The following is a 21,654-nucleotide window of genomic DNA, read 5'->3' on the forward strand; positions in this document are numbered from 1 at the left end:
CCGGCATGCGCCTGGTCCACCTTTCCGACCTGCACCTCGGGATCCGACAATTCCAGCGACAGACCCCTGCCGGGATGAACCAGCGGGAGGCGGATGTCGCGGGGGTCTTCACGCGGGTGGTGGACAAGGTCATCGCCCTCGCCCCCGACATGGTGGCCATTGCCGGGGACGTGTTCCACAGCGTGCGGCCGCCGAATCCGGCGATCCTGCATGCCTTCCACCAGCTGTCCCGGCTCCGCCACGCCTTGCCGGAGACGGTGGTCGTGATTGTGGCGGGCAACCACGACAGTCCGCGGGCCGTCGAGACCGGGTGCATCCTCCGCCTGTTCATCCCGTTAGGCGTGCATGTCGTCGACACCGAAACGCGACGTCTGGCCTTTCCTGAATTCGGGCTGAGCGTCCTGGCGATTCCCGATGTCCCGGGACACAAGCCATCGTTCGACGCGGATCCGGCGGCGCGGTACAACGTGCTGGTCGGGCACCTCAACATGCCCGGGGCCTTTCCGGACGTGGGGTACCAGGAGCCGGCGGCGGTGAACATCGCGCCGGAGGACATCCGCTACGAGGACTGGAGCTACTGCGCGTTTGGGCACCGGCACTCGTTCTTCCAGCTCGCGCCCAATGCGTACTACTCGGGGGCGATGGAGTACACGGGCTCCAACATCTGGGGAGAGAAGCGCGAGGAGGACAAGTCCATCAAGGGGAAGTGCCTGATCGAGTTCGACCTCGACACGCGCAAGCGCACGATCCACAAGATCGAGCCGTCGCGCGAGCTGTATGACCTCCCCCCGATCGATGCGCGCGGGCGCACGGCGAGCGAGATCGACGCGCTGATCCGCCAACACGTGGGCAAGGTGCGTGGCGGGGTCGACGGGAAGATCGTGAGACAAGTGGTGAACAACATCGCCGCCCACGTGGCGCGCGACCTGGACCACAAGCAGCTGCGCGAGCTGCGACACGCCGCGCTGCAGTACCAGCTGGACACGCGACGTCCGGAGTCCCTCCGCTCGCTCCCCCTGAGTGGCGGGGGGAGCCGGCGGCCCTCGCTCCAGGAGCTGGTGCGCGATCGGCTGCGGGCCATCCCGCTCGAGCCGGACATCGACCGCGAGGCGCTCGTGGACCTCGGGCTGCGCTACCTGTCCGAGGCCGAGGCGCGCGAGGGATCGCCCGGGGCCCCACCCGTGGAGCTCGAGGGATGAGGCTCAATCGCCTCGCCATGACCAACTTCCGCCAGCATGCGGAGTCGGTCCTCGTGTTCGACACCGGGCTGACCTTTGTGCTGGGCGACAACGGCACGGGGAAGAGCACGATCCTCGAGGCGATTGCCTGGGCGCTGTACGGACAAGCGGCGGCCAGAGGCACGCGCGACTCGATCCGTTTTGTGCGTGCCGGGCCGCGCGCCCCGGTTCGCGTGGAGCTGGACTTCGAGCTGGGCGGGCACCGCTATCGAGTGGTGCGCGGGCTGAACAGCGCCGAGCTGTTCCAGGATGGCGACGCGACACCGATCGCCAACTCGATCAGCACGGTGAATGACCAGCTGGTCCGGAAGCTCGGGATGACACGCACCGAGTTCTTCCACACGTACTTCACTGGCCAAAAGGAACTGAACGTCATGTCCTCCATGGGACCGTCGGAACGGTCCCAGTTCCTCTCGCGCGTGCTCGGCTACGAGCGCCTGCGGGTGGCACAGGAGAACGTGCGCGAACGCAAGCGCATGGTGCAGTCCGAGCTGATCGGACTCCGTGGCGGGATGCCGGACCCGGAGCTGGTGACGCGCGGGCTGAACGAATCCGGCCTGCGGCAGGTGGAGGCAGAGCGGCTGGCCGCCGATGCCGAGGCGGGATGGGTGACCACGTCGCGACGGGTCGAGGAACTCACCCCGGGGTGGGCCGCGGCCCAGGCCACGCGCGACCGTTTCCTGGAGGTCACGGCGGAGCTGCGCGTCATCGAGACGCAGCTCACGGCACTCCTCGCCGACCAGGAGCGCATCGACCGGGACCTCGACAGCACGGCACACGCCCGCGGCGACCTCGAGCGACTCAGCCTTGAGCTGGCCCCGATGGCGTCGTTCGCGGCCGAATACAACCGACTGGAAGAGCTCAACCGGGCGGAAGGACGGCGGCAGGCGCTGACGGACGGGGTGCGCGTGCTCTCCGAGGAAGTCGCGGAACGCACGGCCCGTCGACACCAGGTGGCCGATGCGCGTGAGCGCGAGGCCACGCTCATGGCACGACTGGTCGAGGAGCGCGCGCGGTTCGAGGAACTGGTCGCACGGCTGGAGCAACAGCGCACCGACTGGGTCCGCGACCGCCAGGAGGCAGAGACCAAGCGGGACGCGCTGCGCGCGCAGTATACCGAACTCAAGAAACAACGCGACCGCATCGTGGAGTTGGGCGAGGACGGGGCCTGCCCGACCTGCACGCGCGTGTTGGGGGAGAACTTCCGGACCGTGCTCGACCAGGTGGACGAACAGCTGGACACGATCACGGTGGATGGACGGTACTACGGGACGCGCCTCACCCAGCTCGAGGCCATGCCCGCGGAGGTGGCGCACCTGGAGGAGGATCGGCGCGAGATGCAGCGCCTGCTGGGTGACCTCGAGGGCCAGCTCGCGACCGCTCGCGGCGACGCGCAGGAAGTGCTCGCCCTGGACCGGGAGATCGAGGCCAAAGCCCAACGCCTGGCCGCCATGCAGCAGGAACTCGCCGGCATCCCCCAGGGGTACGACCCCGCCCGGCACGTGGAGTTGCGCGCGGAAATCGATCGGCTGGCGCCACTCAACGAGCGGGCCACCCGGCTCTCGACGCAGCTGGAGCGCGAGCCCGAGCTGCTCACGGCCCGCGAGGAGGTCCGCCGACGCGGCCACGACCTGCAGGAGCGGCTGGCGCACCTGCATACCGAACGCGACATCATGCGATTCTCCGAGCAGGACTTTGTGGCGGCTCGTCAGGCGCAGGAGGCCGCGGCCCAGGCGCTCCAGGAAGCCGAGGTGCGGCGCGCGAGTGCGGTCACCGAACTGAAGGCGGCCCGCCGCGCGGTGGACGGGGCGACGGTCGCCATGCGAGAGTTGCGGCGTGCGCAAGAGTTGGAGGCCGCGCTGTTGCGCGATCGCAAGTTGCACGAACAGCTCGACCGGGCGTATACCGACCTGCGGACCGACCTCAATCACGCGTTGCGTCCGGAGTTGGCGCAGCTGGCCGGCGAGTTTCTCGCGGAACTGACCGACCACCGGTACTCGGACCTGGCGATGGATGACGACTACAACGTGGTCGTGTCGGAAGATGGGAGTCCCAAGCCGGTCATCTCGGGTGGCGAAGAGGACCTGACCAACCTCGCGCTGCGCCTGGCCATCTCCCAGATGATCGCCGAGCGCAGCGGCCAGCGGCTGTCGCTCCTCGTGCTGGATGAGATCTTCGGGTCCCTCGACCAGCCTCGGCAGCTCAATGTGATAGGACTGCTGCGGCGCCTGCAGGACCAGTTTGAGCAAGTCATCCTGATGTCGCACATCGAGTCGATCAGCGACGGCGCGGGAGACCAGCGAATCTTGCGGTTGTCGTACGACGTCAAGACCGGGAGCTCCCTCGTGCAGGACGCCACCGATCCGTTGCCGGACGAAGGGCTGTTCCGCGGGGCCGCCCTGGCGGGGACCGGATCGTGACCCCGCCGTCCGGAACCACACGGGCCATCAGCGGTCCGCACCCCATGCGCGTCACCGATATCGATGCCGTGAACCGGGTCTTCGCCGACGCGTTCACCGAGCGGTACCGGCGTGACGGGATGGTCGGCGTTCGGGTGCCGCAGCTGAATCCGGCGATCTGGCGGTATGCCATCGAGGGCGCTCGCGCCGGAGCCATGGTCTGGCGGGATCCGTCGGGTGAGGTGGCCGCCTTCAACGTCGCCCATCGGTCGGGCACCGAGGGCTGGATGGGGCCACTCGCCGTGCGACCGGAATGGCAAGGACATGGCGTCGGTCGATCGATCGTCCAGGCGGGGGCAGCTTACCTCCTCTCCGAAGGCGCCACGACCGTCGGGCTGGAGACCATGCCTCGCACGGTCGACAACATCGGCTTCTACGCGGGAATGGGCTACGTCCCTGGACCGCTCACGATCACCCTGACCGTGGACGCGGCCGACGGACCGTTGGAGACCCTTGGCGCCCTTGGCTCCGCCGAGCGCGATAGCCACGTCGAGGCGTGCCGGGAGTTGGTGGGGCGCCTGATTCCCGGGCGCGATTTTTCCCGCGAGCTGCAGTTGACGCAGGAGCTTGGGATTGGCGACACCTGCGTCCTGCGTGGACCGCACGGGGTGCGCGGCTTCGCCGTGTATCATGCCGTGCCGCTGGTCGAAGGGCGAGCTCGGGAGGAACTTCGCGTGCTCAAGCTTGCGGTGGAGCACGACGACGATCTCGTGCCGCTGATGCTGATGGTCGGGTCGGCCGCCCGTCGTGCTGGGACGCTGCGGGCTGCGGTTCGCGTCCAGTCCGGCTATCAGGCCGCATGGGATACCCTGATCGGACTCGGGGCGCGCGTCCGCTGGACCGACCTTCGCATGACGCTCCGCGGCTACCCAGAGATCGTGGCGCGCAGCGGAGTGGTGTTCAGCAACTGGGAGATTTGAGGGCCGTCAGGCCTGTCGTCGCACGATCGGCGCCGGCGGGGCCGCGGCCTCCGGGCGGGATTCGCCATCGAGAATCGCCCGCCGGGCGGTGCGTTCCGCGTCTGCCAGGTCGATGAACGGGGCGATGGGCCGGAACAATTCATTGAATGCGGCGGCATTGAAGCCGGACGATTCTCGGAGGAACGCGGCGAGGACCGCACCACGGGCAATCGGGTTGCGAGGGTCCGTGGTGGGTGCGGCGATGAGGTCGACGTCGTTGAGGTGGGCGCGGACCACGGAAACGAGGTCGGTGCCAAACTCCTCGGACAGCTGCTCGACGGCGTGTTCCGCCAAGCCGAGCACCATCAGGTGCTGGTGGGGACGCTCGTCGCGCAGCCGCCGGGCATCATCCCAGGCGGCCGCCGGCAGCAGTCGGAGACGCACCAGGATCTGGTTGGCCAGCTCCGCCCGGTAGCTTAATGGCGTCGACACGCCGCTTAATGTGACCGACGTCACCGGATTCGGCAAGGATGCGGACCGAGACGGCAGACGGCAGGTGGCAGGGCGCAGCTGGCGTCACGCGTCGGTCAGCTGGCGTCATCAGGTCACGCGCCGGCGCCATCGGTCGCCAGCCAGCCGGCAGGCCTACTCCTTCACCTTTCCCTTCACCACGATGCGGTAGATCAGCAGGAAGACCCCGACGGTGAGGAGTCCATGTATCCAACCGGGGGCCTCAGTCGTAAAGGTGGCGAAGGCCCATACGCCCAGCATCACGAGGGCAGCTGCGATTCCAAGGTCCATTTGACGGAGGCCAGGCCAGGGGGTAGACTAGGTCAGCCCGAAGTATAAGGGGGCGGAGAGACCGATTTTTTGAGCCAACAAGTCCAACGTAGGGGTCCAACAGGTTGGTCGACGTCATGCCCCAGCGCGGGGAAGGCGGAAGGCTGGTTGCGGATCTTATTCCTATCGTCTGGGCTTCAAAAAACCCTCTTCGTTCCCGACCCTGGAAGGGCCCTGGCGTAGCCGGGGCCCTTCGTCGTTCCGGCCCCCGCGGGAACTCCACTCCCGGCGTCCGTGTTGGAGAGGGGCACCGCGGCGATGTTGGGCCCGGGCGCCTGATCACCCTCCAACCGGTCGCCCGTGCCCGTCGTTACCGTCACCCGTCGCCTGCGCTTCAACGCCGCCCATCGGGTGCACAACCCGGGGCTGAGCGATGCCGAGAACACGGCGCTTTTCGGCAAGTGTAACAACCCCAATTGGCACGGCCACAACTACACGCTGGATGTCTCGGTCACCGGTCCCATCGACCCGGTCACGGGCTATGTGATGGACCTGGGGCAACTGCGTGCCCTCGTGGAGCGCGAGGTGCTGGAAGAGGTCGACCACCGCAACCTGAACCTCGACGTGCCGTTCATGCGGGGGATCAACCCCACGAGCGAAAACCTGGTGGTGGCGATCTGGAACGTTCTGGCCCCCCAGGTGGCCCCGGCGACCCTCACACGGCTGCGGCTGTGGGAGACGGAGCACAACTTTGTCGACTATCATGGTGAGTCTGCATGACTTCCCCGATGCCCTGGCAAATTAAGCCTGTTGAGACCGACGACGCCCCGTTTGCCGGGGCGGAGTGCCTGGAGTTTGAGAACCTCGTCCGGCGCCAGCTGGAGCTCGTCGGGGAGGATCCCGCGCGCGAGGGGTTGGTGCGCACCCCGCATCGCGTGGTGAACGCGATGCGGTTCCTCACCCACGGGTACGGGCTCAAGGTCGAGGACGTGGTGGGCGAGGGAATCTTCGCCGAGGAGCACGAGCAGATGGTGATGGTGCGCGACATCGAGCTGTACTCGATGTGCGAGCATCACATGCTGCCGTTCTTTGGGAAGGCGCACATTGCCTACATCCCCAACGGCCGCATCGTGGGATTGTCCAAGCTGCCGCGCATCGTCGACATGTTCGCCCGTCGCCTGCAGGTGCAGGAGCGGCTCACCGGGGAGATCGCCAAGGCGATCCAGGACGTCCTGCAACCGCGTGGGGTGGGCGTCGTGATCGAGGCGTATCACCTCTGCATGATGATGCGCGGCGTGGAGAAGCAGAACTCCAAGACCATCACGTCGTCCTTGCTCGGCAACTTCCGCGACGACGCCATGACGCGCGACGAGTTCCTGCGGCTGGCGCACGGGTCGGGACCGCGGTGAGCCTCGAAGGACGCGTCGCACTGGTGACCGGGGCGTCCCGCGGCATCGGGGCGGCGGCCGCCGCAGCCCTCGCCGCGGCTGGCGCGCGGGTGGTGCTGGTGGCGCGGTCGCACGACGCGCTCCATGCGCTTGCCGCGTCGCTCCCTGGAGCGACGCCGCTGGTGGCTGACCTCAGCAATCCCGGGGGCGTCGATCACCTCGCAGAGGAGGTCCGCGGCCTGGTCGGCCACCCGGACCTGCTGATCCTCAACGCGGGGGTCTTTGCGCTGGGGGCCGTTGGGGAACTCGCGTTAGGCACCGTGGACCGGATGATCGACCTGAACCTGCGCGCGCCCTATCACCTCTTGCACCATTTCCTCCCGCCCATGCGCGCGCGTGGTTCCGGGCACGTCGTGACCATCGGGTCGGTGGCGGACCACGCGGCCTTCCCCGATAACGGCGGGTATGCGCTGACGAAATTCGGCACCCGCGGGCTCCACGAGGTGGTGCGCATGGAGCTGCGGGGGACCGGGGTTCGGGCCACGCTGGTCTCGCCCGGTCCGGTCGACACACCGATCTGGGACCCGCTGCATCCAGAGACCCGACCCGGCTTCCCGCCGCGGTCGGCGATGCTGCATCCCGCGGACGTCGCGGACGCCGTGCTGTGGGCCGCCTCGCGTCCCGCGCATGTCAACGTGGACGAGGTCCGGCTCGGCTACCGCTAGCGCCCATGTTCATTGAGCTGGTGGATGCCCTGCGCTGTCCGGTCGGGCACGAGGAGAGCTGGCTCGTCGCCGCCGTGGACCGCTACCACGGTCGCCATATCGCCGACGGGGCGCTGGGCTGCCCGGTCTGTCACGCCGTGTACCGGGTGCGCGATGGGGCGGTGCACTTTGCCGAGCCCGCAGGGTCAACAGGGTCGGCCGTGGGTGGGGATGCCGAACGTGTGCTGCGGGCGCAGGCATTGCTCGACTTGTCTGAGCCCGGTGGGCGCGTCGTGCTCGCGGGGGAGGCGGCGACCCTGGCTGACGCGCTCGAAGAGGCGACCGCCGCGGCGATCCTGCTGGTGAACCCGGTGGGCGTCGTGCCGACCCCCGGTCGGTCGACGATCTGGTGTGGTGCCACCGCGCCGTTGGCCGCAGGGACGCTGCGTGGCGCGATGCTCGGGGATGGGGTGGCGAGTGGGCTCGTCCCTTCGCTTGTTCGCGCCCTGCGGCCGGGTGGTCGGCTGGTGGCACCGGTCCACCTCCCCTTGCCGATGGATGTGGTGGAGCTGGCGCGCGACGACCAGGAGTGGGTGGCCGAGCGCGTCGCCGCCGTGACCTCGACCCCGGTCGGGCTCCGACGGAGGTAGGTGGGAAGGTCCCGGTCCGATCGTGGCGCAAGGGGCTGGCCGCAGATCGAACGACCGCCATCGGGAGTGCCATCGACGCTGCCGAGCGTTTGGATGACAAGGCACGACGCGACGCCCTGACGGCGCTCGCGTGAGGCAGCCTGGGTGAGCCCGCTATCCGTCGGCGTGCATGGCCTCACGTGCCTGGATCGCCAGGATGCGGCGCGTGGGCACGAGCCCCGAGCATAACCCCACGAGTGCCACGATGCCGCCGGCGAAGCCAAGCGCGAGCCCAAGCGACAGCGGCACCGAGCCGCCGCGATCCGGCGTACGAGAGAGCTCGAGCACGAATCGCGCGGCCAGCGGGAGCCCGAGCGCGGCCCCAACCCCCACCTGCAGGGCGGAACGTCGCAGGATCGTGAGCACCAGCGCGTGCCGCTGGGCCCCCAGTGCGGCCCGGATGCCGATCTCGCGCGTGCGCTCGGAGACCGCCAGCGAAAGCATCGCGTAGAGACCCGATGTCGCCAGCGCGATGAGCACCCCGACCAGGACGACCAGGCCCGCCGCGATCCCCATGACCAGGTACCAATCGCCCTGTCGCACGTCGCTGAGCGCGACGGCCCTTCCCACCACCAGGTCGGGATGCACCTCCTGCACCACGTCGCGCATGCGCCCGGCGAGTGAGGCCGGTGGCACCCTGGTGTGCACCGCGAGCTGCATCGGGTTGATGGTGCCGGGCGCTGCGGGCAGGTAGACCGCCGCGCCCTGGTCGGCATTCACCACGTTCACCCCCAGGGGCCCGATGACGCCAACGACCTCGTGCCACACGGCGCTGGTGGTGTCGGTTGGCGAGGGGAAGCGCACCCGCCGCCCCAGGGGAACGCGGCCGCCAAGCACACGCTCCACGAACGCGGTGTTCACGATCGCAACGCGCGTTCCGCCCTCCACGTCGGTTCGCACGAAGTCGCGACCGTTGAGCAGCGGGGTCCCGAGCGCCCCAAGGTAGCCCACGTCGATGTGCGCGACCCGGGTCCAGCGGGGCGGGGTGTCCGGTGCGCGTTCGACGCCATCCACTTCATACGGCATCGAGCGATGCTCCATGCGCGGGAGGACGTCAGCCACCGCGGCGCGCGTCACCCCGGGTTCCGCCTCGATCGCGGCGACGAGCGCACGCTGCGCCTCGGCCAGCTGTGCCTGGCGAAGGGCGGGGGCGCCGGCGTCCCCGGCCGTACCATCGGGCAATCGGACCTCGACCGCGAGGTATTCGGATGACGGAATGCCCGTTGCTCGGTTGGCGACCTGCAGGTCCGTGGCGTGGCTGGACACCGCGAACGCCATCCCGATCGCCGCCACTGATACCGCGATGTCTGCGACCACCAATGCGGCCGTGAGCTTGCCGAAGTGGAACCGCGCACCGCCGCGGATGTTCTGCGCGATGGCCCGGCCGGTGATGGCGATGGCTGGCAGGACGCCGGCGAGCGTCGCGCTCACGGCAGCCAACGCGAGCGCGGTGAGCGCCGTGGTCGCGGTCAGGTGCAGCGAGAGCCAATACGGCAACGCCGTCGCTTCGGGGGTCGCAAGGCTCGCAAGGTTCACATGTCGCAGCGCCCAGTCAAAGACCAGCACGCCGATCCCGGCCGCGATCACGGCCAGGAGCAAGGTTTCCACGAAGACCTGGGACACGAGGCGCGCGCGGCTCGCCCCAAGTGATGTGCGAATCGCGAGTTCTCGCGAGCGCGTCGCCGTTCGCGCAAACACGAGCATGGCGACGTTGCCGCACGCGACGAGGAGGAGCGCGAACATCATGGCCTGCGCATACCGGAATTCCGGCAGGCTGGCCAGCCCGCCCGCTGGCAGGTTGAGGAACAGGAGGCCGAACGGGACGACCTCCGCGCGCAGTCGCCGCCGTTCGGCCACGGCGGCCGCGCTGGTGGCGCTCGTGAGCTGGGGTTGGGCGAGAGCCGACACCTCGGCTTGCGCGCTGGACGCCGATACCCCATCGGCCAACCGGCCGATGACGTGCACGCGCACGCGCTCGTCGACGCCCCCGGTGGACGCGGGCCGCAGCGGAAGCCAGAGGATCTCGTTGGCGGGGAAGCCGAACCCCTCTGGCATCACGCCGACCACCTCGTACACGCGCCGCCCGATCCGCAGCCCCTGACCCAGGACGTGCGGATCCTGACCGAACCGGGAGGCCCACAGGGCGTAGCCAATCACGACGACGTCGGGCGCGCCAGTCGCGAAGTCCTCGTCGGCGAGGAGGCGCCCCATGGCCGGGCGCGCAGACAACATCGGGAAAACATTCGCCGAGAGCTGCGCGGCAGCGGCGGGCGTCGCCTGGCCGTCCCTCGTGGCGACGTTGTAGGTCAACGTGCGCAGCGCGCCCAGCGCCGAGAAGCCCTCGAGCGACGAGGCCCACGTCGTGAAGTCGGAGTCCCAGGTCGGCGCGACGGCAGACGACAGCGGGTCCCAATACCGGATGGCCCGGAGCCTGTCGTCTCCGTCACCCGGCAACGGCGCGTGCAGGGCACGCGCGAGGTGCGACGGTGCCAGCCCCACCGGAATGCCCACCGCGAGTGCGAAGATGGCCGCGAGGTTGAGCATCGGGTGCTTCCGCAGCAAACGCACGCCCACCTTCACGTCCAACCAGGAAAAGCGGAGCGGTGCGAAGGACTCGAGCCCCTTCGCCTCGCGGGACAACTCCCGGAACGTCCCTTCGTGGCCAAACTCGCGGCGCGCGCGGTCCCGGGCCGCCGCGGGAGCCAGGCCGTCCCGCATGAGGTGCGCGGCACGTTCGTCGAGGTGATGTCGAAATTCCTCCCGCACCTCTTGCTCGACCTCGGCCCGATGCCGGAGCGCGCGATACCAGGTGCTCACGCGGGCAACGACGGCGGATGCCGACAGCCATTCAGGGAAGCCGGGCATTTCAGATCTCCTGCGGGGTAGCCAGCAGCGAGCGGGATATCGCCTCGGCGAGGTGCTGCCAGCTGCGTTGCTCGTGGTCCAGCTGGCTCAGCCCCAATGGGGTGAGCTGGTAGAAGCGGGCGCGTCGGTTGTTCGACGAGGTCCCCCAGCGGCCCGCGATCATCCCCTTCTGCTCGAGGCGATACAGGGCCGGATACAGGGCGCCCTGTTGCACCAGGATGGCGCCACCCGAGATTTGCTCGATGCGCAGCAGGACGCCGTATCCGTGCACGTCTCCGAGAGAGATCGCCTTGAGGATGACGAGGTCGAGATTTCCTGGTAGCAGTTCGGCCGTGGACGCCACGGTCTCTCCTATGGAGGTTAGGAGAAGGATCGCCGCCTTCTCCTAACTCGTCAAGGAGAGCGGTCAGGCTGGCACCGGCACGATCCCCGCCGTCGAGGCCGATCGGGCAGTCCGCCGAAGACAATACGGACGGGAATCCGCGTTTCCGTCATCTCCGCCTGGAGCTGGACCTGGGGCTGGTCATCGGGTCCGGCGTGCCGACTGGCGGAAGCGTGATGGTCGCTGAACTTGAGGGGCTTGGCTGAACCTGGACAGCCGGGCGGCGGTCGACACGCTGCATCAACTCTGGAGCGGGCGCGGCGTGATATTGCGTTCAACGCCCGAGGCGAAGCCGTGGAAGCTCTATGAGTTCACGGCGGCCGATGGTGACGGCAACGAGTTTCGGGTCTTCTATGACTTCGGCTGGGAGGAGCGTGAGCGTGCCTCACGCGACTAGCGGCGCCCCGGCTGATGTACGACCGGCGTCTATGGCGACCTGCTGCGAAGACGAACCGCGATCAGCGGGCCAGGCGTCGCCACTCCATTGACATGCGGTCGCGAAGGGGGCCGCTCACGGGGGCGATACGGCCGGCGCCGAGGTTGTCGACGACGTGTGTGGCACGGCGCGTACCGGGGATCACACAGGTCACCTCGGGGAACGACAGGATCCAGGTGAGCATGAACTGCGCCCATGACGCAACGCCAAGCTCCGCGACCCACGCGGGGAGTGGCTGTGTGCGGACCCGAGCGAACGACCCACCGCCCCCGAAGGGGCGATTGACGATGACCCCGACGCCGTGCCGCGCACATGCGGCAAGAAGCGACGACGCGGCGTCTGGTTCATCCAATGACAGGTTGACCTGCACGAAGTCGACCGCCTCCGACTGGATGACACGAGCGAGGTCAGCGTGCGCGCCGGCCTGGTAGTGGGTGAGCCCGAGGTACCGCACGCGGCCCGCGGCCTTCCAGGCCCTCAGGGTCCGGAGGTGCGTCTGCCAATCCACCAGGTTGTGGACCTGCATGAGGTCGATCGGGTCGGCGCCCAGGCGACGCAGCGAGGTGTTCATCTGGTCGATGCCGGCGCGTTCGCCACTCGTCCAGACCTTGGTGGCGATCCATGCGTGTGAACCCGCAGGACGGGCGGCGAGCAGGTCGCCGACCACCTGCTCGGAGGAGCCGTACATCGGGGAGGAATCGATCACGCGCCCGCCGCCATCGAGGAAGGCGCCTAACGTGGACGCGCATTCGGCGCGCGCGGCGGGATCGGTGCCGACGTCGAAGGTCTGCCAGGTGCCAAGGCCAATGACTGGCAACATCTCGCCGGTTGAGGGAATGGGGCGGGTGCGCATGGGGCGAGTGGTCTGCAGGGCTGTTCGAGCGGTGCCCAGGCCGAGGGCGCCAAGGAGGAGGTCGCGCCGGTTCACGGCTCGTCGCCCGGCAACCTTGGGACGTCGCCGCGCGCGCTCGGGAGGTGTCGCCCGCTCCCCCGGGCGATGGCCAGGGTGCCGGCGGCGGATCCGGCGCAGAGTGCGGCCACCGGTGCGACCAGCCCAACTGCGCGAAGCCAGAATGGGGCGACCAGGGGCATAGCGCCCGCCGCAAGCGCGAGACCACCGAGCGCCCCACCGGCGATCGCCCCCCAGACGGCGAAGCGCGGCAGCGACAACTCATCGAAGCGACGGCGCCGTGCCGCAATCCCGAGGACGACGGAGAAGGCGACCCCACACAGGAAGCCCGGGATCGCGAGCGCCTGGGGCCACATGTCGAGGATGCGCCCGTCACGATCGACCAACCCCTCCATGATCAGGCCGCCGACGAGCCCCCAGGCCACGGCCCAGGTGGCCCCCATCCCCAGGGCGCCCCGAAGGCGCTTCGTCCACAGCTTCACCGGTATCCCCGGTGGCCCGGTTGGGCCCGGTCACGAGCGCAAGGCGCCGTGCGAACAGGTGGCGATGGCCTCATGGACGAATCGGGTCCGGCGGCACCCCCTCGAAGGTGATCTTTACCGGGAGGATCCGCCCGTCCGCATCGAACCTCAGGTGGTCAATGCTCACCACGCGGTGGTTGCGGTCCGTTTGTCCCAGCGGGCGGCGATGATACACGATGTACCACTGACCCGAGGCCGGAGCCTGGACCACCGAGTGGTGCCCCGCTCCGGTGGCGACACCAGGGTCCTGGGCAAGGATCTGTCCGACGCGCGCGAAGGGACCAAACGGTGAATCCCCCACCGCGTACGCGACCGCGTAGTCCGGACCGGTCCACCCGCCCTCGGACCACATGAAGTAGTACTTGCCAGCGTGCCGCAGCATGTAGGCCCCTTCCACGTATCCTGTCGGCGTGATCTCGCGGAACACCGATCCGTCCGGGAAGGGTTCGAACCCGGTGAAGTCCCGGTTGAGCTTGGCGATGTTGCAGTGCCGCCAGCCGCCGTACACGATGTAGTAACTCCCGTCATCGTCGCGAAACACCATCTGGTCGATGGGCTGCGCGCCGTGATGAAAGCGGTCGATGAGCGGCTTGCCGAGATAGTCGACGAAGGGGCCCGCGGGTGTGCGCGCGCGTGCGACGCCGATCCCGCCGTGCTCGCGGTCGCTCTGGATGTCGTTGGCGCCAAAGAAGAGGTAGTACCACCCGTCCTTCTCCACGATCGAGGGCGCCCACATCGCGCGTCGGGCCCATCGGACCCCCGTGGTATCGAGCACGCGGGCATGGCGTGTCCAGCTGACCAGGTCGTCCGAGGAGAAGGCGTCAAGGAACGTCTGCTGGTCGTACGGCGCAGAGAACGTCGGGAAGATCCAGTACTTCCCGTCGAAGACATGCGCCTCGGGGTCGGCGTACCAGCCCGGGATGACGGGATTGCCGGACGTGCGCTGCGCGGCGGCTGAACATGGCGCCAAGGCGAGGGCGGGAAGGAACAGGAGGGCGGCTCGGAGTCTCATACTCCAAACTGGCCTGCCCGCTCGCGCGACAATAGGGGGCGCGCTCCAGCTCCTGCATGGGGTCGGGCGTGTTTGCCGGAAAGCCTGTGGACTCCTACACTTTCGGCGTGCTGCATCCCACAGGTCACGTTCTCGGCCGGCGCGTGCGCCCCAGCGGAGTCGGTCGGGCGCCTCAACTGGGCTCGCGCCACTCCCAGCGACGACCTCCGTCGTGGCGCACCCTCGTGCCGTGGCTTGTCGTCATGGGGGCGTGCAACGCCCAACGCCCGGAGATTCGCACCGACATACCGCGCGTGGAGGCCGCCCTCGAACGATTGCGTGCCGCCACCCGCCCGTTTCATTCGCTTGATGCCGCCGTGGCCGCTGGCTATCCACGCACGGTGACCGAGTGCCTGGTGCACGAATCACATGGTGCGATGGGATATCACCACTTCAACCGCGCCAACGCGATCGCCGTACCAGAGGTGGAACGCCCGGCGATCCTGCTGTATGAACGACGCGCGGACGGCTCCTACCAGCTCAATGGGGTCGAGTTCATCGTGCCGTATCGGCTGGTGCCCCGCGACGCCGAAGCGCCGATCATGATGGGCCAGCGCATGCACCGCGAGGATAACCTGAACTTCTGGTACCTCCACGTCTGGGCCTGGCGCGAGAACCGGGAAGGCCTGTTTGCGAACTTCCATCCCGAGGTCTCGTGTCTCGACAAGGGGACGATATACCGACCCTACGAGCGCACCGGGTCGTTCGGTGGTTCCTGATGCTGCTCACCTGGCATAGAGCAGCCGCATCCCCCGGACGGCGGTTGTCCCAGGGGCGTCCGTATGGCCGAGGCCCTGAAGCATTTCACTGTGGAGCGTGAGTCCCGGGTAGCGTCGGCCCCGTAGCGCAGCGCTCAGCCGTGCCTGTCCGCTGACGATGTGCCCAATCCCCTCGAGTTCCGGGTCGTCGATCTCCAAGGTCCCCGATGCGAGGTACACGCGCACCGCGAGGTCCTTGTGTGACTGTGCGTAACGCGACTCCTGGCGAAGGACCTCGTCGTCCCCATACGCCATCGCCGGGCTCGAGATGATGTAGGTGCGAAAGGGTGACTGCTCCTGGAAGATTGCCCACGAGGCGAAGAAGCCACCGGCCGAAACGCCGAACAGGCCAAGGCGGTCGCTGTCGATGCGGTACCTGGCAGTGACGCGGGGCAGGAGCTCCTGGGTGAGCATGGAGAGGAACTTCGGCGCACCGCCCACGCAGTCGGACACGGCGAGCTTGAACGCGTTGCACCCGGCCTGCACGACCTGCCCGAACGGGTCCTTCAGGGCCCACTGCGGCGGCGAGAACTCGTGCACACGCCGACGGGTAAAGGCGTCCCGCCCCTCCTCGAACGGGGCGCCCACGCTGACGACGATGACCTCCTCGATTCCACCAACGGTGTTGGCGGCGTGGAAGACGAGGGGGAAGTAATCATTGCCATCGGTGACCAGCAGCAGCGGGTAACGCTTCGTGGCGCTGTCCACATAGCTGCGAGGGAGGCCGACGGTAATGTCGTATGTACGCCCCATGGAAGGCGACGCAAGGCGGTACGATTCGGTGTTCTGCGTGGGCACCGGCTGCGGGGCCAGCAGCTGGGCCGCGAGGGCCGGCGGCGTGCAGGCAGCCACCAGCGGCAGGGCGGCCAGGCGCAGCAAGCGAATCATGGATCCCGTCCAGGAGTGGGGGTGGGGTGGGCGAATTCACTATAGTGAATGACACGTTCGCGATAGTATATGCTACTTTCCGGGCACCGCCAGTACCCCAGCCGTCCCGGCAACTCCCCTCGCGGCACCCGACATGACCTTCGAAACCGCCATGCGTGAGCGACGTCGAACGCTCGGACTGAGTCTCCAGCAGCTCGCCGCGCGCAGCGGGGTCAGTGCGGCCATGCTGTCCGAGGTGGAGCGCGGGCGCAAGAGTCCGACCCTGCGTGTGGCCGCGCAAATCGCCGATGGACTGCAACTCGCCATCTCCGCGCTCCTTGGAGCGGAACCTGTCGCGCGGATGCAGGTGCGCCGCCGCGCTGAGCGCCGACGCCTGGTCGACTCACGGAGCGCGATCGAGCGCCACCTCCTGGCGCCCGCGCTCCTGGCCCAAGGCATCGAAGTCGTGTGGTATGTGGTGCCGCCGGGGAGCGAAAGCGGGACCTTTGCCCCACACCAGCATGGTACCCTGTCGCATGCCACCGTCGTACGGGGCACCGTGGAGTTCGATGCCGACGGTGAGCACATCGTCCTCCGTGCCGGCGACTCCATCGACTTTCCAGCGAGCATCACCCACGAGTTCCGCAACACGGGGCGCGCTCCATGTGAATTCCTCCTCGTGGTCGACACGCGCCGACCGTAGCCGACCCGACTGCGGCCCCAGGGGCCTCGTCACCGCATGGGACGACGCCCACGGGGACCAGCGCCGTCGCGCCGCGCCCGGACCTGAGGCCGACCAGCCCGGCCGGTCATATGAAACCCGCGCCCCCCTCACCCAGTCCGGGATGAGACTCGCACATTCACTGGATGGCCCACCCTGCCTTGCCAACCCCGGACCTCGAGGCATCGCTCGCCGCGCTGCACGAGGCGGGTTTTGCATGGGCACGGAGCTGCTGCCAGGGCGACCCGGATCTTGCCGCGGACGTCCTGCAGACGACCTACGTGAAGGTCCTGGCGGGGAATGCCCGGTTCGCTGGGCGTTCGTCCTTTCGGACCTGGTTGTTCGGCGTCATCCGCTTGACTTCGTTGGAGCTGCAGCGTCGCGGGGGACGCGAGTTGCCGTTCGATGCAGACACGGACGCCGAGTCCGGGGAAGCCAGCGCGGAACTGGAACTGATCCGCGCCGAGGAATGCGAGGCACTGCGCGCCGCACTGGGCCGGTTGCCCGACCGCCAGCGCGAAGTGTTGCACCTGGTGTTCCAGCAGGAGATGACGATTGCAGAGGCGGGGGTGGTGATGGGGGTGTCGCTGGGCTCGGCGCGCGTCCACTATGAACGCGCCAAGAAGCGCTTGCGGGCACTGCTCGTGGCCGGTGGCCATGGGCGTCGTGCCGACCAGGCGCACGCTGACTCGGAGGAATGACCGATGACCGACGACGATACACTTGAGCAGCAGCTGCGCCCCGCGTTCGACGGGTTGCGCCGCGCGGATGCGCAGGCGACGCCGTCGTTTGAGGCGATGATGGCCCGTGCGCGCGTTCCGGCGAACGCGCATGGCGACGTCCCGGTCGCTGGGGCTCGCCGACGCGTGTGGCGCTGGGCGGCGATCGCCGCACCACTCGCCGCCGCTGCTGGGGTGGCCCTGTGGCTCGGCCCGGACCGCGCGGGTGACCGTGAGTTCGAGCGCGCCGTGACCGAATGGTCGCGCACCGAACGTGCGTTACCTACCGATGGACTGCTTTCAGTACCTGGTTCAGAATACTTGCGACGACTCCCTGCCCTGGGTACCGGGGCGGTGGAGCGACGGAGACCCTCATGATGTCCCGAACGCCGTTCCCGCACCGCCTGACGGCGGCCGCGCTGGTCTGTGTGGTGTTGGCAAGCGCGCCCGCGGGTGCGCAAGCCGCGCCAACGATCGACGACCCGATCGCGAAGACCTTGTTCGAGCCGGAATTGATCATGAAGCACCGGCGGGCCATCGCGCTCACCGATGAGCAGCGCGATGCGATCAGCCGCCTGATTCGAGAGCTGCAGGGTCAGGTCGTCAGCCTGCAGTGGGAGTTGCAGGACCAAACCGAGGCGCTGGCAACGGAACTCGCCAAGCCCCGGGTGGACCTGGATCGCGCGAAAGACCGGCTGGATCGGGTGATGCAGACGGAACGGCGCATCAAGGAGGGCCACCTCACGCTGCTCGTCCGGATCAAGAACCTGCTCAACGCGCAACAGCAGGCGGCGCTGGCAAAGCTTCGGGCGGATCCATCGGCGGGAGTCGGGGGCGGTGAGGCGTCGTAGGGCTCGACGGTCGACAGGCCTAACGACAACGGGCCCCGGCCAGCGCCGGGGCCCGTTCCACATGATGACGCCGTGCGATCAGGCCTTCGGCCACCAGGTGAAGCCGATGCCGATCCTCGCTGAACCCGCTTCGATGTCGAGGTTGTTTACCGAAATCGGGCCGACATCCACCTTGTTGAAGGTGCCACCGGTGAGCTTGAGCGAGAGGTCCAGCGCCAGCTTACGCGTGAAGTAGGCAGAGAGCCCGCCGCCAAAGGTGATCGCGGCGCCACTGAAGCTCAGCTCGCCGACGGCCTGGCCGTTCACCTGTGCGTCGGCGACGCTCACCGACCGCCCACCTGCTGAGACTTCCAGATACGGCACCAGCCGCCGGAGCGAGTTGGCGAAGTGAAAGCGGGCTCCAACCTCCGCATGCGCCAAGTCCCATTGGCCTCCCACCCCTTGCCCTTCCTGCACCTCAACGCGTGAGCCATCGACGTGCACGAAGCCGGTGACGATGCGATTGAACCCGTAGCCGACGCGAAGACCGAATCCACCGCCGCCGCTGCGGTCCCCATTCTCGACCTCAAGCGAGGTGCCCATGAGGTGCGCTCCGAGCGAGAGTCCCCGGGTGGTCGAGCCTTGTGCCACGGCTGAACCGGGCGATGCGACGAGCGCCGCGACGGCAGCGAGGGCCATGCGGCGAAGGAGTGGCGAGGACAGGCGGCAGCGTGGTGTCATGACAGGACCTCGTGGCACGGAGAAGGGCGCGATCCCCCGGCGGCAGGGCCACCGGGGGACAACGCAATATAGGAAGGGAGCGGCGGTCGAGCCCACGGCGGTCAGAGGATCGTGCCCAGCAGCACCAGGTCCTCAACCGGTTCCATGAGTTCCTCGACGAGGTCGAAGACGTCATCGTTCAGTTGCATGACGTTGCGCACCATCAGGAGCTCGTCGCCGGTGAGCGGCTGCCCGGTCCGTCCGCGCAAGGTGGGGTTGGTGGCCGGACCGCTGATCGTGACGAACGTCGTGCCGTTCCACGTGATTGTGCCCTCGAGGATCCCCGCGGTGCCGGACACGGCACTGCGAAGGGTATTGTCCTGGTGGCGTGCGGTGACGGTGATCTTGCCTTCGCCCTCGCGTCCCTCTTCGACATCGCGCACCGTCCCGTTGATGCTGAAGTTCCGCGTGGGGACGGCGAACTGGAAGTCGGCATCCAGGAGCGTGCGCGTGCCCTCCGTTCGCGCATCGAGGCCGATAGTAAAGTCAAAGCGCGAAGCGCCGTCTACCGCGAATCCCGAGACGTCGATCGAGCCGCCGGTCGTGGAGACGTCGACGGTGGTCCGATAGTCGAGCGTGGTCACGCTGCGCGTCACGACCTTGAGCCGGAGGGCGATCGCGTTCCCCGTGCTGGCGCCCTCGTCGAGGAGGTCGGCGTACCCGATCTCGCGTCCGACGATCGGCTTCCCACCTGCATCCTGTTCATAGGCGATGAAGCGCACGCCGTTGGTTGGGGCGCCGGTGCGCGCGGAGTCAATGACGTAGTGGTCCAGCGTCGCGCGGTAGACGAGGGTGCGTCCGAGGTGGCGAGTGGAGATCACCGTCTTCGCGAACGTTGATGTCCGTGCCTGGAGATGGGCGGCCCGGAAGAGATTCACGGCGTACGCACGCCCTGCGCGGTCTTGCACGAGGGACGGCAGGTCCTGCATGGCGGCGACGAGTGTGCCGGTGCTCATCGGCGTGCGTCCGCCGAGCCCACTGACCGCGACGAATCCCTCGGAGCCCAGGAGCTGGCTCAGCGCCTGGTAGTCGGCCAACGCGGCACCCGGGTCGGGCGAATCGACGGTGGGTGCCGTGGACTGTTCACAGGCGGCGGTCATCGTGACCAAGGCGAACGTCAGGGCCGTGGTGACCCGCTGGTATGCTGCGCTTCCGGACATGTCAGTGTGCTCCCTCCCGACTCGGCGCGGGATCCTGGGTTGGTCAGGTACTCGGGAGTGTGTGCGCGGCCGTCCGCAGCGATATGACAGCGTTTGCGAGGCTATTCGTGGCGGATGGCGTCGATGGGGTCGAGGAGCGAGGCGCGCCGGGCCGGCCACGTGCCGAAGGCCAGCCCGACCAGCAGCGAGGCAGCCGCCGCCGCGGCCAGGGATCCGACGCTGAACGACGCCTGGATGAACGCCGCCTGGGCAAAGCGGCGGATGAGTGCGGTGATCCCGAACGACCCAATGAGGCCCAGCACGATCCCGACGGCCGCGCCAAAGGCGGAGATCGCCACCGACTCTGCGAGGAACTGCCACAGGATGTCGCGACGCGTGGCACCGGCGGCGCGCCGCAGCCCGATCTCGCGCGTGCGCTCGGAGACGCTGGCGAGGAGGACGTTCATGATCCCGATCCCTCCGACCGAGGAGGAAATGCCGGTAATCGCCCCCATGAGCAGCTTGAAGACCAGGATCCCCTGCGCCGCCTGCTCGGCGCGGGCTCGGTAGGTCTCGACCGTGACCGCGCGTCGCCCGCCATGCTCGCGGGCGTTAGTGTCGAACCATCCCTCAATGCGCTGCTGGAGCGGCGCGACGTCCTCGATGCTCGCGGCGAGCAGCTGAATGGACGGGAAGGCTGTCCCGCGTGCCGCGGCGATCCGTCCGGCGACCGGGTAGGGAACCTCGGCCATTGCGGCTGGCGGCCCCGGGGCCGCCGCCAGTACACCAACGACCAGCAGGGAGTCGTTGCCCATCGAGAGCCAGTGCCCCACGAGGGAGTCGGGTTGGCCGGGCCGGAGTCGCCGCGCCAGGGTCCACGACGAGACCAGCACGGGGGATGCACTGTCGGCGGGCGTGAGGGCCCGGCCCGCGCGAAGGGGCAAGGCCGGCGGCGTGGCCCCGAGCGTTCCCCGGAGCGTGACGAGTCGCCGCACGGTGTCGAGGCGTGCCTGCGCCCGCGCCTGCACCATGATGGATGCCGACGCAACGCCGGGGAGTCCACGCAGCGCGTTCCACATGTCGACGGTGAGCGCCATCGTATCCGGGCGTGAGAAGGCATCGCCGTCGACGGTCTCTGTCATCCGGGAGGAGATGCCGATCGCCTGGATGGGCGAGGTCGACTGGAGTTGCTCACGGGCGGACCGCTCCATGCCATCGCCGAGGGAGAGGACCGCGACCAGGGCCGCGACGCCGATAATCATCCCGAGGGTGGAGAGGGCAGTGCGCAGGGGGTTGATGCGGAGGGCATCGGCCCCGATGCGGGCAGCATTGAGAAGCACGGGCGAGGAGGAGGAGAACGCGGGACATGGCGGTGCGAACTACACCGGTGGCGCGAGTCCCGCCCTTCGTGAGGGCGAACATCGAACCAGGGGTGCAGGCGGACCCGGGGATGGTACGGGCCTGGGGACTCCTACGGCAGCCGGGTGCGGCGCGTTTCCTCGCCGGGGGTTGATGTGC

Annotated in this window: 23 protein-coding genes; 12 read left to right on the top strand and 11 right to left on the bottom strand. The window is 68.5% G+C overall.

What is annotated here, in order from left to right:
- Positions 1-5 precede the first annotated feature (5 nt).
- From IPK85_25915 to IPK85_25925, 3 genes are read left to right on the top strand one after another with little or no spacing between them, the layout of a single operon-like run.
- Positions 6-1,199, top strand: a complete 1,194-nt coding sequence (locus tag IPK85_25915; GenBank protein ID MBK8250802.1) for a metallophosphoesterase — start codon at positions 6-8, stop codon at positions 1,197-1,199.
- A complete protein-coding gene (locus tag IPK85_25920; protein MBK8250803.1) occupies positions 1,196-3,658 on the top strand; it encodes an SMC family ATPase in 2,463 nt (820 codons plus the stop codon). The genes IPK85_25915 and IPK85_25920 overlap by 4 nt, the downstream gene beginning before the upstream one ends.
- 44 nt (positions 3,659-3,702) lie before the next feature.
- Positions 3,703-4,617, top strand: coding sequence for a GNAT family N-acetyltransferase (locus IPK85_25925; protein MBK8250804.1), 915 nt, complete (start codon positions 3,703-3,705; stop codon positions 4,615-4,617).
- Between the two features lie 6 nt (positions 4,618-4,623).
- Here IPK85_25925 and IPK85_25930 read toward each other — a convergent pair whose 3' ends face one another.
- A complete protein-coding gene (locus IPK85_25930) occupies positions 4,624-5,088 on the bottom strand; it encodes a hypothetical protein (protein ID MBK8250805.1) in 465 nt (154 codons plus the stop codon).
- 153 nt (positions 5,089-5,241) lie between these two features.
- Positions 5,242-5,397 carry a hypothetical protein gene (locus tag IPK85_25935; GenBank protein MBK8250806.1) on the bottom strand — a complete coding sequence of 52 codons (156 nt, stop codon included), beginning with the start codon at positions 5,395-5,397 and terminating at the stop codon, positions 5,242-5,244.
- Between the two features lie 339 nt (positions 5,398-5,736).
- Between IPK85_25935 and IPK85_25940 the strand changes: the two genes are divergently transcribed.
- The 4 genes from IPK85_25940 to IPK85_25955 are packed head-to-tail and all read left to right on the top strand — an operon-like array spanning position 5,737 to position 8,118.
- Positions 5,737-6,156, top strand: a complete 420-nt coding sequence (locus IPK85_25940; protein MBK8250807.1) for a 6-carboxytetrahydropterin synthase — start codon at positions 5,737-5,739, stop codon at positions 6,154-6,156.
- Between the two features lie 8 nt (positions 6,157-6,164).
- Positions 6,165-6,785: a GTP cyclohydrolase I FolE gene (folE, locus tag IPK85_25945; protein MBK8250808.1), complete on the top strand. Its 621-nt coding sequence runs from the start codon at positions 6,165-6,167 to the stop codon at positions 6,783-6,785.
- Positions 6,782-7,489, top strand: a complete 708-nt coding sequence (locus IPK85_25950; protein ID MBK8250809.1) for an SDR family NAD(P)-dependent oxidoreductase — start codon at positions 6,782-6,784, stop codon at positions 7,487-7,489. Before folE ends, IPK85_25950 begins: the two co-directional genes overlap by 4 nt.
- Positions 7,490-7,494: 5 nt before the next feature.
- Positions 7,495-8,118 carry a hypothetical protein gene (locus tag IPK85_25955; GenBank protein ID MBK8250810.1) on the top strand — a complete coding sequence of 208 codons (624 nt, stop codon included), beginning with the start codon at positions 7,495-7,497 and terminating at the stop codon, positions 8,116-8,118.
- 153 nt (positions 8,119-8,271) lie between these two features.
- On the opposite strand, the gene IPK85_25960 is transcribed toward IPK85_25955, so the two are convergent.
- The 5 genes from IPK85_25960 to IPK85_25980 form a co-directional block, all read right to left on the bottom strand.
- Positions 8,272-11,022: an ABC transporter permease gene (locus IPK85_25960; GenBank protein MBK8250811.1), complete on the bottom strand. Its 2,751-nt coding sequence runs from the start codon at positions 11,020-11,022 to the stop codon at positions 8,272-8,274.
- A gap of 1 nt (position 11,023) precedes the next feature.
- Positions 11,024-11,365, bottom strand: coding sequence for a PadR family transcriptional regulator (locus tag IPK85_25965; GenBank protein MBK8250812.1), 342 nt, complete (start codon positions 11,363-11,365; stop codon positions 11,024-11,026).
- A gap of 497 nt (positions 11,366-11,862) precedes the next feature.
- Positions 11,863-12,693 (bottom strand): aldo/keto reductase, encoded by an 831-nt coding sequence (locus tag IPK85_25970; protein ID MBK8250813.1) that lies wholly within the window; start codon positions 12,691-12,693, stop codon positions 11,863-11,865.
- A gap of 71 nt (positions 12,694-12,764) precedes the next feature.
- Entirely contained in the window at positions 12,765-13,232 is a 468-nt protein-coding gene (locus IPK85_25975) for a hypothetical protein (protein ID MBK8250814.1), read from the bottom strand.
- Between the two features lie 70 nt (positions 13,233-13,302).
- Positions 13,303-14,283 carry a family 43 glycosylhydrolase gene (locus IPK85_25980; GenBank protein MBK8250815.1) on the bottom strand — a complete coding sequence of 327 codons (981 nt, stop codon included), beginning with the start codon at positions 14,281-14,283 and terminating at the stop codon, positions 13,303-13,305.
- Positions 14,284-14,507: 224 nt separating this feature from the next.
- Here IPK85_25980 and IPK85_25985 point away from each other — a divergent pair, with 224 nt between their 5' ends.
- Entirely contained in the window at positions 14,508-15,041 is a 534-nt protein-coding gene (locus IPK85_25985; GenBank protein ID MBK8250816.1) for a hypothetical protein, read from the top strand.
- A 6-nt stretch (positions 15,042-15,047) separates the two neighbouring features.
- Here the strand turns inward: IPK85_25985 and IPK85_25990 are convergent, their stop codons facing one another.
- The gene (locus tag IPK85_25990; protein ID MBK8250817.1) at positions 15,048-15,968 is read right to left on the bottom strand and encodes an alpha/beta hydrolase; all 921 of its coding nucleotides are present in this window, start codon (positions 15,966-15,968) and stop codon (positions 15,048-15,050) included.
- 133 nt (positions 15,969-16,101) lie between these two features.
- Here IPK85_25990 and IPK85_25995 point away from each other — a divergent pair, with 133 nt between their 5' ends.
- From IPK85_25995 to IPK85_26010, 4 genes are all read left to right on the top strand, one after another.
- Positions 16,102-16,650, top strand: a complete 549-nt coding sequence (locus IPK85_25995; GenBank protein MBK8250818.1) for a cupin domain-containing protein — start codon at positions 16,102-16,104, stop codon at positions 16,648-16,650.
- 164 nt (positions 16,651-16,814) lie between these two features.
- Positions 16,815-17,369, top strand: a complete 555-nt coding sequence (locus IPK85_26000) for an RNA polymerase sigma factor (protein MBK8250819.1) — start codon at positions 16,815-16,817, stop codon at positions 17,367-17,369.
- A 3-nt stretch (positions 17,370-17,372) separates the two neighbouring features.
- Positions 17,373-17,765, top strand: coding sequence for a hypothetical protein (locus tag IPK85_26005; protein MBK8250820.1), 393 nt, complete (start codon positions 17,373-17,375; stop codon positions 17,763-17,765).
- Entirely contained in the window at positions 17,762-18,238 is a 477-nt protein-coding gene (locus tag IPK85_26010; protein ID MBK8250821.1) for a hypothetical protein, read from the top strand. Before IPK85_26005 ends, IPK85_26010 begins: the two co-directional genes overlap by 4 nt.
- A 78-nt stretch (positions 18,239-18,316) precedes the next feature.
- On the opposite strand, the gene IPK85_26015 is transcribed toward IPK85_26010, so the two are convergent.
- The 3 genes from IPK85_26015 to IPK85_26025 form a co-directional block, all read right to left on the bottom strand.
- Positions 18,317-18,916, bottom strand: a complete 600-nt coding sequence (locus tag IPK85_26015) for an outer membrane beta-barrel protein (protein MBK8250822.1) — start codon at positions 18,914-18,916, stop codon at positions 18,317-18,319.
- Between the two features lie 143 nt (positions 18,917-19,059).
- The gene (locus IPK85_26020; GenBank protein ID MBK8250823.1) at positions 19,060-20,157 is read right to left on the bottom strand and encodes a hypothetical protein; all 1,098 of its coding nucleotides are present in this window, start codon (positions 20,155-20,157) and stop codon (positions 19,060-19,062) included.
- Between the two features lie 101 nt (positions 20,158-20,258).
- Positions 20,259-21,476, bottom strand: coding sequence for an ABC transporter permease (locus tag IPK85_26025; protein MBK8250824.1), 1,218 nt, complete (start codon positions 21,474-21,476; stop codon positions 20,259-20,261).
- Positions 21,477-21,654 lie beyond the last annotated feature (178 nt).

The sequence above is a fragment of the Gemmatimonadota bacterium genome (genome assembly GCA_016712265.1).
GTDB lineage: Bacteria > Gemmatimonadota > Gemmatimonadetes > Gemmatimonadales > Gemmatimonadaceae > RBC101.

What these genes read in the sequence shown, in the direction of transcription:
- IPK85_25915 (MBK8250802.1), top strand. Translation starts at nt 6, where the DNA reads ATGCGCCTGGTCCACCTTTCCGACCTGCACCTCGGGATCCGACAATTC.
- IPK85_25920 (MBK8250803.1), top strand. Translation starts at nt 1,196, where the DNA reads ATGAGGCTCAATCGCCTCGCCATGACCAACTTCCGCCAGCATGCGGAG.
- IPK85_25925 (MBK8250804.1), top strand. Translation starts at nt 3,703, where the DNA reads ATGCGCGTCACCGATATCGATGCCGTGAACCGGGTCTTCGCCGACGCG.
- IPK85_25935 (MBK8250806.1), bottom strand. Translation starts at nt 5,397, where the DNA reads ATGGACCTTGGAATCGCAGCTGCCCTCGTGATGCTGGGCGTATGGGCC.
- folE (MBK8250808.1), top strand. Translation starts at nt 6,165, where the DNA reads ATGCCCTGGCAAATTAAGCCTGTTGAGACCGACGACGCCCCGTTTGCC.
- IPK85_25955 (MBK8250810.1), top strand. Translation starts at nt 7,495, where the DNA reads ATGTTCATTGAGCTGGTGGATGCCCTGCGCTGTCCGGTCGGGCACGAG.
- IPK85_25960 (MBK8250811.1), bottom strand. Translation starts at nt 11,022, where the DNA reads ATGCCCGGCTTCCCTGAATGGCTGTCGGCATCCGCCGTCGTTGCCCGC.
- IPK85_25970 (MBK8250813.1), bottom strand. Translation starts at nt 12,693, where the DNA reads ATGCGCACCCGCCCCATTCCCTCAACCGGCGAGATGTTGCCAGTCATT.
- IPK85_25980 (MBK8250815.1), bottom strand. Translation starts at nt 14,283, where the DNA reads ATGAGACTCCGAGCCGCCCTCCTGTTCCTTCCCGCCCTCGCCTTGGCG.
- IPK85_25990 (MBK8250817.1), bottom strand. Translation starts at nt 15,968, where the DNA reads ATGATTCGCTTGCTGCGCCTGGCCGCCCTGCCGCTGGTGGCTGCCTGC.
- IPK85_25995 (MBK8250818.1), top strand. Translation starts at nt 16,102, where the DNA reads ATGACCTTCGAAACCGCCATGCGTGAGCGACGTCGAACGCTCGGACTG.
- IPK85_26000 (MBK8250819.1), top strand. Translation starts at nt 16,815, where the DNA reads ATGGCCCACCCTGCCTTGCCAACCCCGGACCTCGAGGCATCGCTCGCC.
- IPK85_26005 (MBK8250820.1), top strand. Translation starts at nt 17,373, where the DNA reads ATGACCGACGACGATACACTTGAGCAGCAGCTGCGCCCCGCGTTCGAC.
- IPK85_26010 (MBK8250821.1), top strand. Translation starts at nt 17,762, where the DNA reads ATGATGTCCCGAACGCCGTTCCCGCACCGCCTGACGGCGGCCGCGCTG.
- IPK85_26015 (MBK8250822.1), bottom strand. Translation starts at nt 18,916, where the DNA reads ATGGCCCTCGCTGCCGTCGCGGCGCTCGTCGCATCGCCCGGTTCAGCC.
- IPK85_26020 (MBK8250823.1), bottom strand. Translation starts at nt 20,157, where the DNA reads ATGTCCGGAAGCGCAGCATACCAGCGGGTCACCACGGCCCTGACGTTC.